Here is a 15538-nt window from a genome sequence, read left to right as displayed (position 1 = left end):
ACTCTCATATGTCAGATAAGCAAGAACGGTATTCCATCTCAGATAAAACACATCAAGAGTTTATTGACCAAAGTCGCGTTTTAGCATTGGAGCAAAGCGGCATTGTGCAATGCGGAATTGCAACCTGCCGCGAAATGTTTTCTGTTTATCGGAAAAATCAGAGCGTGCATATGCTGTTATACACGGTGAAGGGAAAAGGTTGGCTAACGAGTGGAACTGACCGTTACTTACTGGAACCGAGCTCATTAATTGTGGTACCAGCGGGTGTCGAAAATGGTTTTGGAATTGAAGAAGAAGAGTGGCAAGTGGTGTGGATCTTTCTTGCACCACAGCGTCATTGGAAAAACACCGTAAAAGAAGAAATACATTACACATTAACGCCTATCGCTGCGGTCATGTATGCGAGTATTCAAGCGCTACTGCGAACCTTAATATTGCCTGCTGAGCTTGGTGAGCAGGTCGGGCAACGCATTGTTGAACAGATAGAAATCATGCTCCGAGCACCGATTGAACTACCGCTCTCGCGTACTTCGTTGCGTTTAAATCGCGTCTTTCAGCGAGTCCAGAGCCAGCTGCATAAAGATTGGACAATAGAAAATCTCGCCGCATTATTTCCTTGCTCGCAAGCTCATTTACATCGTTTATGTCAGCAGCACTTTGGCCACAGTCCTAAAGCCCACTTAACGCGAATGCGTATGGAGTACGCCGCTCGTTTGCTTGTTTCTACCGACTGGTCAATCCAACATGTCGGTGACATTGTCGGCTATCCTAACCCAGCAAACTTTAGTACTCGTTTTAAGGTATGGAGCCATTGCACACCACGAGAATTTCGTAAAAAACGAAATGATTAATTCCACGGTATTGGTAAATGGCACTCTTCATTCATAAACTTTTTATCGACTAAACGCGATGAAATTATTGCACCTCGAGCACGGCTTATGAAGGTGATTGAAATATCAATATCATTGAGTATATGGCTTGTAAAAATCAATTTATTCATCACATTAATTAGATTCTAACCACCAACAAAACGGTTATGTGCTAAACCTATAAGAGTAGGAATATTGTCAATATAGAGAGATAAGCGATGGATCTGTTTGCGGATTTTCGACAAGAGGCTCAACCAAAGAGCCAGGAGAGTCATGAACTTAGTGTTGAAAATAAACCATGGCGAGTACTGCTAGTCGATGATGATGAGCAGATGCACCAGATCACTCGTTTAGCGCTAAGAGGGTTTTCATTTCAAGGACGGCCACTAGAGCTACTGTCTGCTATGTCTGGTCTTGAAGCCAGAGAAGTGCTGAATACTCAGCCCGATATAGCTTTAGCGCTCGTTGATGTAGTTATGGAGACGGAACACGCGGGGTTAGATTTAGTTAGGCATATCCGTGAAGAGTGTAAGAATAGAATCATTCGTTTGGTATTACGTACCGGGCAAGCAGGGCAAGCCCCCGAAGATACGGTCATCCAAGAGTATGAAATTGATGACTATAAAGAGAAAACAGAACTTACCACACAAAAACTCAGAACCCTGCTCTATTCGATGTTGCGATCTTATCGGGATCTTTGTTTGATAGAAGAGCAAAAAGAGGGGCTTAAACGCGTGATTGAAGCCTCAGCGAAGGTACAAAATACCACAACCTTACAAACCTATGCTGAATCGGTACTGAGCCAGCTCACTTCTTTACTTAAACTCCATGCATCGGCATTTTATTGTATCGTTCAGCCTAAATCTGAAGGCGAAGGTTCGTGTGCTTTAACGTTGGCGGCTATTGGAGGATTTGTCGATTTTTATTCTGACTGTGATTTCTCGCGCTTACCTTCGGAAGTGGCTAAGCGCTGCCAGCTTGCACTGCAAAGCAAAATGTCTCATAGCTACGATGATGCCTCTGTACTTTATATGACAGACAGTCGTGGTGTAGAAAATTTACTCTATATTAATTTGCTTGAGCGCTTATCTGAAAATGACGAACGTTTGCTTGAAATCTATATGTATAACATAGGGTTAACTTTTGAAAACTTAAATTTACAGCTTGATTTACGCGAAACATCGAGGGAGCTTGTTTATAACTTAGCCAATGCCGTCGAAGCCAGAAGCAAAGAAACAGGGGCTCACGTACAGCGTGTTTCTCTGATCTGTGAAAAATTAGCCACATTAATGACCCTACCTGAGCAGGATATTTATATGATTAAAAATGCGTCACCCCTGCACGATGTAGGCAAAGTGGCGATCCCTGATAGTATTCTTCATAAACCAGGGAAATTGGACGCTCAAGAATGGGCGATCATGCAAAAACACGTTGAATACGGTGTTGATATTTTAAGTCGTTCAAAACGCAGTTTAATTATCAAAGCGAAAGAGATTGCCGGTTCTCACCATGAAAAATGGGATGGAAGCGGTTACCCAAACCAATTAGCCGGTGAAGGCATTCCTATCAGTGGCAGAATCACAGCATTAGCTGATGTGTTTGATGCTCTTGGTTCTAAACGCAGTTATAAAGATGCTTGGCCGGAAGAGACAATCAAACAAGAAATTGTCGCGCAAAAAGGAAAACATTTTGATCCGATGTTGGTCGATCTGATGCTGGCGCATTGGGATGATTTCATCACTATTCGTGAACAGTTTCCAGACTAGAATCTTTTTTGGAACCGAAAAATAAATCCGTTTTCAGGGAGTAGGATAGAGTGAAAAGCAACCAATTAAAGACGATTGTTGGCTTGTGTACGTCTAGCTTAGCCATCGTTCAGATTCCTTTTGTACAAGCACAAATTGATCCTTCAAATCCCAAACTTAATGAACCTAAACAAATGGTCGCACACCTTGGTGAACTCCCTGGACTGATTAATGCGGATGGTTCGGGGCCATTTGTCGAATTAGTGAGGTACATGGATAAGGTCGACCCTGATACAGAGATCCATATTGAAGTTTTCCCTTTGCATCGAGCTGTACATGGGGTCGTTAATAAGCAAGCTGACTTTGCCTTACCCGCGATTTATGTTGATGATCCTGAAGGAAAGTTACCATTTCGTTTTAGTACGAAGTCGTTCGGTTTAGTGGCACATGTTCTTTATACAAATAAAGCCAATCGAATCACGTCAGAACAGCTTTGGAGCCAGCCTGATAAATACTACGTTGAGGCCGTTCCTAGCTATATACCTTTTGAAGTTGCGCGCTCAAATAGCATCAATGCTTCACTACTTAAAGTAGCCGCTGGACGTATTGATGGATTTGTCTGGGCACAAGAAGAAGCGGATATTGCGCTGAAAAGTTTAGGTTTAGAGAATGTTTCACGCCAACACTTTGCCGATTTCAAGGATGTATTTGTCATTGCTCACGGCTCTAAAGGCGATGAGGTTGATCAATACTTAACGCGAATACTCTCTCAACTAGAGGAAAGTGGAGAGTTGAAAATACTCTATGATGCTATTCACCGTCCTTACGATGATTGGCAACCTTGACCCTCTTACTTTCTATCTATTATTACTTTCTGTTTATTATTACTGCATCATTTATTGCAGCATCATCATTAACAAGTTCAAGGGCCTTAGGGAGAGTAAAAACGTAATGAACACCTTGGCCAACATTAGAACTAAAATCTAGTTTTCCTTGTAATTTTTGAGTCGCTAGATTAAAGACAAGATTCAAGCCAAGCCCTGATCCGCCACGGCCTCTTTTGCTGGTAAAAAAGGGTTCAAAGATTTTATGGTGCAGTTTTGGTTCGACGCCACAGCCATTATCTTTATATTCTAAGAGGATATTTTCTCCTTCCTGTTTGAACGCAATGGTTATGATGGGGTTTTGCTCATCACTAAAAGCGTGGTTGACGCTATTCATCACTAGATTAGAGACTATTTGAGTCAATACTCCAGGTAAGCTGTTCATGGTTAGTCCTCCATCGCCCTCAAGTACGGGGGTAACAGGGATTTTCCTGGTCTCGGGATGAAGACTGGCGATAAGCGCGCTTAATACTTGGTGGATTGAGAATTGACTACGACTCTCAGATACCTGATCGACCGCTGTTTGTTTAAAGTCTCGGATCAGTTTGGCAGCACGATTTAAGTTGCTTTCAAGCATCGTATTGGTTTCATTCATTCTCTGCATCAATTCAGAAAACTGCTGACTTGTGAGCGTTTGGTTGGCGAAGGCGCTATTTAGCTCTTGTGTTACCTCAATGATTACCGAACTTGCGGTCACCGCGATACCTAATGGCGTGTTGACTTCATGCGCCACCCCTGCAACTAAACCACCTAAAGCCGCTAATTTCTCAGATTCAATCAACTGTGTTTGCGTGGCTTTTAGTTGCTCAATACTGTTTTCCAGATCGCAGGTTCGCTTGGCGACTTGGCGCTCTAAGTTTTGGTTGAGTTTTTGTAGTTCAAGCTGCGCCAGTTTTAGCTCGGTAATATTAATGGCTGTGCCCCGTAACCCGAGAAACATATCCTTCTCATATCGTGCTACTGCTTGAAACATCAAATAGTGCTTACAATCATTGATGATAATTGTCTCTTCACACATTGAAAACGAGCAGTGTTTAGTAATGGATTGGAGTAATTTTTTCATATCTCGCAGTGAGTCAATCTCTGAAAGTAGTGGCTTGCTATTTTCACTGATCTCTAAAGCTTGACGCATGGGTTCGGAAGTGTAAATCAACCTGTCAGTACTATCCGTCTCCCATAACCAGTCGGATGAGACGTCCGTAAAATCGGCTAATCGTTCTTGTTCAAGTTTTATATTACTGTACAACGTAGTTACATTTCCGGTAATTTTATTGGTCTCATCGGCCAGCCAAGTGAGTTCATCGTTATGCCCCATAATCCATTTCTTATGAGGAAGTTTTAGTGGTTTTGGGGGATGGCGAGGGTTGTATTTGCGTAAGTATTGAGCAATGGCGAAGACTCGTCGATTTACGCTCTCATGGAAAATCATCAAAATAGCGTAACAAATAAAGGCAGTCTTAATCGCGTTCACGACCAATATCAGTAGAAACTGCTTGATTAAGTAGTTGTAGATTTCTTGAGCATTAGACTCAACGTAGATCTCACCAATCTGCTCTTTGGCTTCCGTTTTTGGGTTGATATAAAGCATGGGATAACGGTGTGCGACTAATTGCTCCATCACTTTTTCTCCGGCACTGAATTGATAACCGCCAGACGTGATTTCCAAATAATCAATTTTAGGCAAGTTCACTAAGCCATCTAAGCGCTGTTGAAGCGTCACGAGATCATAATTCCATAAAGAAGCGGCAAGCAGTTCGGCATGAACGAATTCTATTTCGTGATGACGCTGAGCCACATCATCGAACTCTCTGTCATAGTCGAAATATGTTTGTGCTAACGTTGTCATCAGGGTGACAGCACCACTTAAAATGACAAGGAAAAAAATGATCCTGCGACCAATACGACTCGATAGTGGGTTATCAATGCTTTCATTAAATGTTCGGCTTTTGTTCATCCTGCTTCTCATTTTTTTGAGTGATAATTTGAGTATAGATGTCACATGGGAAGTGTGAATAACATCTTATTGACTACACTATAAAAAAATAGCCGAATCATTGGAGGCAGTTCATGCGTTGGGTATGGATATTATGTTTTATAAGTGTGCCCGTTATGGCGGGAAAAGTACTCTTAATAGAGAGCTACGAGCAAGGTTATGAATGGGACGCTAGCTATGTATCCGCCCTTAAGCAGTCGTTAACGCCTGCGCATGAACTGCATACCTTTGAGATGGACACCAAACGGGTACCAGCGAGCCGTTATTCACAAATCGCCGAACAAGCCTTTAGCCGATATCAGCAACTGAAACCACAGGTGGTGGTTTTAGGTGACGACAATGCGTTGGTTTATATGCTGCCGAAACTCTACAACGAGCCAATCTCAATCGTGTTTCTGGGGATTAATTCCAACCCACGAAAATTCATGGCTCAATACCAAGGGCAAGCCAAAGTGACTGGTATTTTAGAGCGCCCCCTCTATGTGAAAACCATGGGAGAAATTGGCCGGATGCTCGATAAAGATAAGCGTAAAGTATTGGTGTTATTTGATTCGGGTAGTACGGCGAGTATTGCGTTGGAATTTATGCAAACCCAAGCGAGTATGATTGAAAAGAATTTAGGCATTGCGACAGAGATAGCTTCGGTGGCGACAGAGAAAGAATGGCAGACAAGAATAAGCACAGCTAAAGAGCAAGGATTTGGCGCTATAGTCGTGGGGCTTTACCAAACCTTGGTCGATGAGAGCGAAAATAATGTGCCAGCGGATACTATATTAACGTGGACAAACCAACATACAGAGGTTCCTTTATTTGGTTTTTGGGATTTTTCGATCGGTGCGGGCAAAGCGGCTGGAGGTGTTGTGTTAGCGGGTCGTGATCAAGGCGAAATGGCGGGCAAAACGGTGTTACGTATTTTAAATAATAATGAAGACGCAAGCCGCATTCCTATCCAAATCGGCCAGCAAGGGCGTGCTATTTATCATCAGGGCGAAATGTCACGCTGGGGGTTAAGCGTACCGGAAGGATGGATGAAGATTGACTGACTTTGATGGGACTGTATTGAATTGTCGAATTCAGCATTACGTCTAAAATAAAAAAGCAGAGAGGCGGTGACCTGTCTGCTTTTTCTTCATTACAGTTTATTAAACAGCCAATGGCATTTCATTTGATGGATCATGTTTACTGTAAACACGAATCAAACCAACCACAGCAAACACAGACATCAACAGCATCAATGCGCCAAGTGGCATCTGGTCATGAGCTGGAATAGCCGACGCTAAAAGGGTAGCTAAACCAGCCCCAAGGTTTTGCATACCGCCTAACACAGCACCTCCTGTTCCTGCATGGTAAGGCAGTGGTGTTAACGCTCCAGTGGTCGCTGCGGGAAAGAGAATGCCTGCACCGAGAAAATAGACAGTGGCACCACCAATTAGGGTCAATGCGCTGGTTTGCCCCAACACTCCAGGAACAAACACCACCAATGAACCTAATGCTATCGCTACCAAGCCCACATACAAGGCGCTTTTTTCGTTGAAGTTCAACGCAATAACACTCGATAGCGCCGCACCAACTAAATAACCAGGGATCGGTAAGACAAACAATAAGCTGACGGTGGTGGCAGGCAGTTGCAAAACGCCACCAAGTAATACACCTGCAGCGGCTTCAAACACCGCGACGCCAGAGAAAGTCGCCACGAGACAAATTAAATACCCTTGGAAACGTTTGTCACTCAGCACATAGCGATAGCTGTTTGCAACCGATTCGTGTCTGCGAGCCGCTTTAGGCAATGTTTCTACCATACTCGTCATCATAGTGATCACCACGGCAATCGCGAATAGGGATAAAAATAAGTAACTAGAGCGCCAGCCAAAACTTTCTGTTAAGTACCCACCAAGAACAGGAGCAATGAGTGGCGAAAAAATAACGCACATGCTGATAAGGCTATTGGCCTTATGCAATTCTGCTCCTGAAAAACAGTCTCGAGTAAGGGTTCGAGACATTGCGCCACCACACCCAATGCCAAGCCCTTGAATAAAACTACCGACCAAAAACCAATCGTATTGATGAGCAAATAATGCGAGTAGCGATCCTACAATATAAATCAGCAACCCAGCGATAATAATCGGTTTGCGTCCTAGACGGTCTGACAATGGACCATAGACAAATTGTGATAGTCCATAAGGGATTAAATAACATGCCATGACCGCCTGCAGTGATGCAGGAGAAACTAAAAATTCTCCCGCCATATGGCCAATCGACGGGACGTACATCGTTTGTGTCATTTGACCGACAGCGGTCAAAATCGCAATTAAAAATGTGAGTTTCACTAACGGAAACGATGCGGACATGGTCTATCTCCTGCACAATGGTGCAACTACGAAATATAATTAATATGAATAATGAAACTAATGGCCAGCGTTAAAAGTATCGCTCTTTCGGCGCGAGATATTAGTGAGGATAGGCGCTTTTATCAATCTAAAAGTGTGAAGTTGAGCAAGATAAAAATCTATGATTTGAATTAGAAAAACTAATCATTATTTGGGTGGGTAAAGAGAAATGAAAGACGGTTCCAATGCCTGTGTTGAGTATGGTTCTTGGTGTCTGATAATGTACCTAGTTTTTCTATTGCTTTTACGCTGAACAGTGACTAATATTTGATGCAAATGAGAATTAATATCATAAAGGTGTGATTAATGATGTTACCTTTACTTGCTGCATTATTATTTATAGTGGGACTTGGCAAAAAGTTGTCGGTTCCAAATTCGTGGCTCTTCTACTATGCACTTTCTGTTGTATTGTTAAGCTGGCTATTCAGTATGAACCCCATTTTTGTCCTGATCCCGTTGTTTATCTTGTCACCTTGTCTTATCCACTATCGACATATCAAGGTGATTAAAATGGCTTATTTGGGCTGCCTGCTGCTGTCTTTTTTCGTCTCTTGGCTTGTGTAAACCAATCCATGTCTTTTCTCACCAGACAGTCCAAGTAGCTTGGGGATAGTATTTGTGAAAATCATAAGGTAGGATCGCCGGCCTTTTTCTGATGCTAGGAGGTAGCGATGTTTATTGGTTTTGACTATGGAACGGCGAACTGTTCTGTCGCAATGATGCAAGATGGGCAACCAACATTGTTACCCATAGAAGGTAAAAGCCACTACATTCCTTCGACAATATGTGCCCCGACGCGAGAGTCCATTTCTGAGCATCTGTTCCGTCATCACAATATTACGCCAAGCGATAAAATTGGTGAGCAAGTACTTCGCCGCGCGATCAATGTGAATAGAGAAGAGAGTATTGAACTTGCCGCGCAAGACATTGCCTTTGGCCAAGCGGCGCTCGATCTCTATCTGCAGGATCCGCGCGATATTTATTACGTTAAATCCCCTAAATCATTTCTAGGCGCGGCAGGTTTACGTGATGTGCAGGTCAGTTTTTTCGAAGACTTGGTGTGCGCCATGATGGTCAATATTAAGCACAATGCAGAGCTGCACCTTCAGCGCACCATCCAAGATACTGTGATTGGTCGTCCTATTAACTTTCATGGCCGAGGTGGTGAAGAGGCCAACCGACAAGCGGAATCTATTTTACAACGTGCGGCGAAACGCGCCGGTTTTCAGCACATCAGTTTTCAGTTTGAACCCGTTGCGGCGGGCTTAGAATATGAAGCGACTCTGGTGCAAGATCAAACCGTACTGGTGGTTGATATCGGTGGTGGAACCACCGACTGTTCATTGCTAAAAATGGGGCCGAGTTGGCGAGGGCGTGACGACCGCACCGCGAGTTTGTTTGCGCATAGTGGCCAACGGGTCGGAGGCAATGATCTTGATATCTATATTGCTTTCAAACAGTTGATGTCTTCTTTTGGATTAGGAAGTAAAGCCATTTCTGGCATTGATATGCCGATCACGCAGTTTTGGAACCCGATTGCAATTAACAACGTGGAAGCGCAACGTGACTTCTATGCTCAGCAAAACTTGGCAGCATTAAAATTGCTACACAAAGAGGCGCAGCAACCAGAAAAGTTGGCGCGTTTGCTGAAAGTCTATTTTGAAACGCTCGGCTATCAAATTGTACGCCGTGCAGAAGAGGCAAAAATTGCTCTATCTGATCTTACGCAATGTCAGGTGGTGCTCGATCTTCTTTCTGAGCAGATCGAAGTGCAAATTGAGCGTGAGCAAATGATCGACGCCATTGAATCCCCTAAAGCGAAAATGGTGGAATTGGTCAAAGAAGCGGTTGAACAAGGTGGCGTAAAGCCGGATGTTATCTTTATGACGGGCGGATCTGCTCGTTCTCCAATATTACGCCAAGCGGTAGAGCAGCAACTGCCCCACGTACCCGTTGTCAGCGGTAACTACTTTGGTTCAGTGACTGCTGGTTTGGCTCGTTGGGCTGAGATTTGCTATCGCTGATATGAGCGCTTAGCGCTTCGTTTTTGATGCGTTGGGGGCCGGTAATGTTGCGAATGATCGTGTTTCATTAAAACATTACTGGCAACCAAGCTACCTAAGCTTATCAACCCTAATCCGATCCAAGTCAAAGGCGTTGGCATCTCACCAAAAACGGGAATCGCCAACAAGGTTGCCACGACTGGTGTTGCAGAGCCAAAGGCAGCGGAGCGTTCTGCGCCGAGTGTTGAAACTGCACATAAATAGGTAAATGCTGCAATGAGCCCCGCCCCGACACCTTGTAGCAGTGTGTGTCCCGCCAGTTCTTTCCACGGCCAGTGTGCAAAAGAGTGTGTGGCTAAGTAGCTATCGACGATGCCTAAAGCGATTAGAACGGCCAATAAAATAGTAGAAAGTAAAGCAACCCATCCCGCGCTGACGAGCGCATGCAAATTCGCTACCCGCGCACAAATCGTAAACACTGCCCACATCAGGCTGCCGGTTAAAAACATCAAATGTCCGGTCAAACGGTTTGACTCAAAATCAGTGGCACTTGAATAGAGGAAAATACCAACCCCTGCCACCACTAAAGTCAGCCCAGCTATTCGATGGCGACTTAACGGCTGTTTAAACAGCAACACCGCGATACCCGAGACAAACAGCGGCAGCACGCCCGGAACAAGCGCGCTACCATCAGAAACCGGAACGTAGTGCATCGCATGGCTTGTCACTAGTAAATAGGGCAATCCACAGCCAATAAATAGACCAATTAAGTAACGCATAGGTACATTTTGCAATTGATGTCGAGTTCTCCAAACCAATGGAGAGAGCAACAAAGCGGGCAGTAAAAAGCGCGTTAATGCAATATCCGCAGGGGTTAATAGGCCGCTCGCCCCTGCCTTTAAAGAGAGGAAAAAGCCGGACCATAATAACAGTGTGGTGCCTATCGCGAGGTAGCCATAAATCATAATTTCATTCACATCAATGGATGGTTTCTCACCATTATCTATGGTTCGGCTTACTTTTATCCGGCAAGTTCACCCTTATTGCTAGATGGTTTAGCACTTATCCGCTATAAATTAGCAAAATGTTAGTGGATTTCATCAAGGATCGAGTAATGGATAGAATAGACCGCCGCATGTTGACCTTATTACAAACAGAGGGACGCTTAAGCACCGCAGAGCTTGCAGAAAAGGTTGGATTATCACCTTCTCCCTGCGCAAGACGCTTGAAACGATTAGAGGAGAGCGGGATCATTGATGGCTATCAAGCTCGCTTAAGCCGGCAAGCTGTCGGAGTTGGTATGACGGTTTTTGTTGAAGTTAGCCTGAATAATCATCAAGCCGCTTCCATTGATAGTTTTGAAGAGGCAATCAAAGAGATGGAGGAGGTGATCAGCTGCCATGTGGTTTCAGGTGCGTATGATTACTTGCTGGAAGTCGTTAGTGCCAATTTATCAGGGTACGAAGCATTTACGCGTCAGTTACAGCGGCTCAACAATGTAAAAGATATGCATACCCACCTCGCCATGCGTCAAGTGAAAGCCGCTACCGCGATGCCTATTTGGGTTTAGAGACAGCACTTGCGTGCTGTCTTCAGGGTCAGACGTGCTTATTCAAATTGAAATGACGCGAGAGAGTTTTTACTGATTTCGTTGGCAATCAATTGATGGATGGCCGTGGTAGGGTGCGTGACGCCCCAAAATACGTATTTGTCAGAGCTATGGTAAGCGCAATCATTGGTTAAGCTATGACGGTATAAGTAATCTAAAGCTGAATTGCGATTGATGTTGAGGCATGCATCGGTCGCATTTTCAAAGCCGTATTGCTGTGGATTGGCTGTGAGGTTTTCAAACAAGCTATGAGCATCAAACAGGATGATATTTACCCCTTGCATCTGATAATACAGTGCTTGTTGCTGAATAAACGCATTGAAAGTGGTGATCTTAGCGCTGACTTTCGCTATCTCTTCTGCTGTTGAATATTTAAATTGCGGGGCTTTGGTTGCATCGGGTAGGGTGAGTAGAATAATATTTTTGGCCCCTGAATCCACAAGACGAATCATCGCGCTGCTAAAATCTGCTTTGACTTCATATACTTCACGGTTGTAATTCATAAAGTCATTCAAGCCAAATTCAAGGGTAAAGAGCGTATTTTCTGGCTGGTAGTTTTTGGCCATTGTCATGTAATTTAGATAAGAGCTGACTTGATCGTTCACACCTGTCAGCGCGATATATTGATTACGCCCTGCGGCACCGCCAATCGCCCAGTTATATACAGGTAAATTGTACATTTTTGCTAAATACTCTGTCCACACCAAACCATTGGAAAAGTGTCCTAAAAACCAAGAGTTAGGATTGGGAAATTTCCATTGTGACGCATTGAATATATTTCCTGTATCCGAAAGGCTGTCACCTATGGTCACCATTTTATTAATGACGGGTTTGGCATTTTGTTTATCGTTAGTCCAGATCGAATGATTGTATGAGAACCTATTGTCTGCTGCGAAATAAGTAATATCTGCAGAATCGTGACTGACGCCGAGCGTCTCTTCACAACGCTGCTTTATTTCATATTGTGAGGTGTCAGTATAAAACATATTTTTAAAGCGCACAGATGACCACCAGTAACCACTAATGGTGTAGTCATTTCCTTGTTCATCCAATGCCCACTCCCAATCTGTTGCTGGGTCATCATGATTGCCAGCGGGCCGATACCAACAGCGTACATAAGTGTAGGTTTGCTTATTTTGCGTATTCATTACGCCATAAGCGGTAACTGGTTCTGAGGTGGTATCCGTATTTTCTGCAATCGCCATGGAGAGTGGTAATATTGCGGTCATCAATAACGTCATTAGTTTCATATTTTTTTCTTATTGGTTTAGGCACGTATCTACTAAAGAATAAGTGCGAAAGTGAAATTAACAAACTGGTCAGACCTATTTTGGGTTTATGGTGTTAAGCGTCAATCAATAAACGACTATGTTGAGCATTATTTGGTATTAAGATCAAACAATGAACTGTCAGTGAAGAAAATACGAAAGGGTTTTTATGAATCCTAATTTAGATAAATAACAATAAGGTTTTACTTTATTAATTTGTCCTAATGTTAAATCTCAGTAGTTTAATAAAAATATCAATAAAATTATAATCAGTCAATATGTGTAAAAATTAAACAGTTTTATTGTGATTTTAAGCCACATTAAAAATCATTTTTCTTTGTGTTTGTTATTTTAAGATCTATTAATAATTCGCCACAAAGGTGCCAAAAAACCAATGTTCTTTTATTTTGTGGTCTGAAAAAATAAAAAATGGGTATTCATTTTCTTTTAAATACCGTGATAACAATAAAAATGCTTACGAGGTTTATATGTCAATAAACAGAAGAAAAGCACTTAGCGCTATTGCCATTATGTCAGGCTTGGTATGGAACACCGCTCAAGCTGACGTGAATCAGCCGCAAGGTTTGGCCATTGAAATGTTCAGTGAGCTTCAGGATGACAGCCAAATCAATTACTTCAATGCGAGCTATTGGTTACAAGGAGAGGTTGAGCCCCCGACACTAATGCAGATGCGTGACGATGTACTGAACCAACATATGCGCTATTTTGTCGATTTCAGTACGATTGAAGGTGAGTCGCAAAAGACAGAGGCGAAAGCATTGCTCAGGAAAAAACTGGGCTTAGCGTTTGCCAGTGACTTTTTGATCATCAGTGAACACAAAGGAGAATTGTTGTTCACACCGTTAGATGACGAGAATGATGCCAACATTCGTCTACTGGAAGCCGCCCCAATTGCCCATTCTCGTCAGCGCCGTAGTACGGCCAGTATGGTGTCAAATAGTGGTTCGGAAACGAACTCTTTGCCACACGTCGCGTTTTATTTGAATGTCAATCGGCCTATTACTGATAATGAATGTACGTTTAATAACTCACATCTTTGGGATCGAGGTACGCGAGTGTTTTGCGATAACCCGAATATCTCTTTGATCTATAGAGTTAATTTAGAGCGTTCATTACAATATGGCACCATTGGCTCTGCGACACCGGACGCGAAAATTGTTCGCATCAGCTTAGATGATGATACAACGGGTGCGGGGATCCATCTCAATGACCGTCTTGATTATCGTCAATCAGGTGCTGATTACACGACATTAGATGCTTATTTCCGAGACTGGTCGACCGATGCCATCGCCCAAGACTACCAATTTGTATTTAACTCTTCGAACAACAAAGCGCAGATCTTAAAAACGTTCCCGAGAGAAAATCTCAATGCCGAATATGAAGTCAAAGAGGTATCCGGCTTCCAGCTAGGAGTGAGTGGTGGTGTCGAGGTTAGTGCTGATGGACCTAAAGGCAAGCTAGAAGCCAATGCCAGCTACAACCAAAGCCGTTGGTTAACCTTTAAAACGCATGATTATCGTGTTGAACGTAGCACCAATAATGCACAAAACGTCAGCTTTAAATGGAATCGTAGCCAATACGCGACTGCCGAATCGATGTTAAATCGTTCAACGGATGCGCTGTGGGTCAATACTTATCCTGTGGATACCAACCGCATTAACCCGATTGGTTACGCGAGCTTTGTACCAAAAATGGATGTGATCTATAAAGCCGCTCCTAATGCAACAGGGACAACGGAATTTACCATTGATTCTTCGGTCAATATTCGTCCCATTTATAACGGTGCTTATAAGCATTATTATGTTGTAGGTGCGCATCAGTCCTACCATGGTTTTGAAAATACGACGCGCCGCAGAGTGAGCAAAAGTGCTAGCTTTACTGTCGATTGGGAGCACCCAGTATTCACGGGCGGCCGTCCAGTGAATTTGCAATTGGGCAGCTTTAATAATCGTTGCGTTGATGTGGCTGATAATGGCGCGCTCTCTGCCTCAAGCTGTGATGAAACCAAAAACTCACAATCTTTTATTTATGATCAGTTAGGTCGTTATGTGAGTGCAAACGATATCCATCAATGTTTGGATGGACAATCACTGGGTCAATTACAAACCTGTAGTTCGAGTTTAAGTCAGCGTTGGGAATGGATAGAAAACAGCGATAAGCTGAGTAATGTTTTCTCTCATGAGCTACTTGGTCATGATAAAACCAGCGGTGAGTTAGGTTTGTATGCTGATGGCAATGATCAGGTAAGTGTGCGCACCATTACCGCTTACACCAACGTATTTCATTCAGATAGTGAATCGGCCGTATTTGGGTTTACATCGGGTTCATTGGCCTTACAAGATGTTGGTCAATCGGGGACACTGTATATTCGCCATGGCGCTGCGATTGATGCAATTGGCACGCAAGCCAATGCGATGCAAGGCGGTGAAAGTGGTAGTTTGACTGAAATTGATCTGAAACGCGTGACGCAAATAACCGTTACTTCGGGTGAGTTCAAGTACGGTGGTAACCATTTACTCCGTATGACTTTTAAGCTTGATGATGGTTCAACCAAAGTAGTGGGGTCAAAAGACTACGCAATCAGTACCCACGATGAAGTGTTTGAGCTGCCAGCCGGATCGGCAATTCGGCAAGTCAAGGTGTGGTCTGAAGGTTGGTTAGCCGATGGTATTCAATTTATTTTAAAATAGCGCGATCCCTTCATCGTTTCGTAGTAAAGAGCACTCATGCTTTTGGCCTAGTTGGCTAAAAAGCGAGTG

General features: G+C 43.4%; 12 protein-coding genes. 8 read left to right on the top strand and 4 right to left on the bottom strand.

Annotation, left to right across the window (positions count from 1 at the left end; all coding sequences use genetic code 11):
* The first annotated feature begins 8 nt into the window (after positions 1 to 8).
* From AACQ79_RS08455 to AACQ79_RS08445, 3 genes are all read left to right on the top strand, one after another.
* Positions 9 to 851: an AraC family transcriptional regulator gene (locus AACQ79_RS08455; RefSeq protein ID WP_029388320.1), complete on the top strand. Its 843-nt coding sequence runs from the start codon at positions 9 to 11 to the stop codon at positions 849 to 851.
* Positions 852 to 1087: 236 nt separating this feature from the next.
* Positions 1088 to 2635: a DUF3369 domain-containing protein gene (locus tag AACQ79_RS08450; protein ID WP_017048193.1), complete on the top strand. Its 1548-nt coding sequence runs from the start codon at positions 1088 to 1090 to the stop codon at positions 2633 to 2635.
* Between the two features lie 50 nt (positions 2636 to 2685).
* Positions 2686 to 3459 (top strand): transporter substrate-binding domain-containing protein, encoded by a 774-nt coding sequence (locus AACQ79_RS08445; RefSeq protein ID WP_017045093.1) that lies wholly within the window; start codon positions 2686 to 2688, stop codon positions 3457 to 3459.
* A 22-nt stretch (positions 3460 to 3481) separates the two neighbouring features.
* Here the strand turns inward: AACQ79_RS08445 and AACQ79_RS08440 are convergent, their stop codons facing one another.
* Positions 3482 to 5452, bottom strand: a complete 1971-nt coding sequence (locus tag AACQ79_RS08440; protein ID WP_212756365.1) for a PAS domain-containing sensor histidine kinase — start codon at positions 5450 to 5452, stop codon at positions 3482 to 3484.
* 113 nt (positions 5453 to 5565) lie between these two features.
* On the opposite strand from AACQ79_RS08440, the gene AACQ79_RS08435 reads away from it, so the two are divergent.
* Complete coding sequence (locus AACQ79_RS08435; protein ID WP_170898920.1) at positions 5566 to 6534, top strand: ABC transporter substrate-binding protein; 969 nt, start codon at positions 5566 to 5568, stop codon at positions 6532 to 6534.
* A gap of 99 nt (positions 6535 to 6633) precedes the next feature.
* On the opposite strand, the gene emrD is transcribed toward AACQ79_RS08435, so the two are convergent.
* The gene (gene emrD / locus AACQ79_RS08430) at positions 6634 to 7839 is read right to left on the bottom strand and encodes a multidrug efflux MFS transporter EmrD (RefSeq protein WP_017043666.1); all 1206 of its coding nucleotides are present in this window, start codon (positions 7837 to 7839) and stop codon (positions 6634 to 6636) included.
* A 345-nt stretch (positions 7840 to 8184) separates the two neighbouring features.
* On the opposite strand from emrD, the gene AACQ79_RS08425 reads away from it, so the two are divergent.
* Entirely contained in the window at positions 8185 to 8442 is a 258-nt protein-coding gene (locus AACQ79_RS08425) for a hypothetical protein (RefSeq protein ID WP_170898919.1), read from the top strand.
* 107 nt (positions 8443 to 8549) lie between these two features.
* On the top strand, positions 8550 to 9902 hold the full coding sequence (gene yegD / locus AACQ79_RS08420; protein WP_170898918.1) for a molecular chaperone: 1353 nt from the start codon (positions 8550 to 8552) through the stop codon (positions 9900 to 9902).
* Here the strand turns inward: yegD and AACQ79_RS08415 are convergent.
* A complete protein-coding gene (locus AACQ79_RS08415; protein ID WP_170898917.1) occupies positions 9893 to 10846 on the bottom strand; it encodes a DMT family transporter in 954 nt (317 codons plus the stop codon). The genes yegD and AACQ79_RS08415 overlap by 10 nt on opposite strands.
* Before the next feature lie 149 nt (positions 10847 to 10995).
* Between AACQ79_RS08415 and AACQ79_RS08410 the strand changes: the two genes are divergently transcribed.
* Complete coding sequence (locus tag AACQ79_RS08410) at positions 10996 to 11451, top strand: Lrp/AsnC family transcriptional regulator (RefSeq protein ID WP_026027548.1); 456 nt, start codon at positions 10996 to 10998, stop codon at positions 11449 to 11451.
* A gap of 38 nt (positions 11452 to 11489) precedes the next feature.
* Here AACQ79_RS08410 and AACQ79_RS08405 read toward each other — a convergent pair whose 3' ends face one another.
* Positions 11490 to 12740 (bottom strand): SGNH/GDSL hydrolase family protein, encoded by a 1251-nt coding sequence (locus tag AACQ79_RS08405; protein WP_094123830.1) that lies wholly within the window; start codon positions 12738 to 12740, stop codon positions 11490 to 11492.
* Positions 12741 to 13246: 506 nt separating this feature from the next.
* On the opposite strand from AACQ79_RS08405, the gene AACQ79_RS08400 reads away from it, so the two are divergent.
* Positions 13247 to 15469: a leukocidin family pore-forming toxin gene (locus AACQ79_RS08400; RefSeq protein WP_170898916.1), complete on the top strand. Its 2223-nt coding sequence runs from the start codon at positions 13247 to 13249 to the stop codon at positions 15467 to 15469.
* Positions 15470 to 15538: the final 69 nt, after the last annotated feature.

Origin of the sequence: Vibrio sp. 3-2(1) (assembly GCF_963887575.1) — a bacterium.
In the GTDB taxonomy this organism is placed as follows: domain Bacteria; phylum Pseudomonadota; class Gammaproteobacteria; order Enterobacterales; family Vibrionaceae; genus Vibrio; species Vibrio anguillarum.
This window is presented reverse-complemented; position numbering and strand designations above follow the sequence as displayed.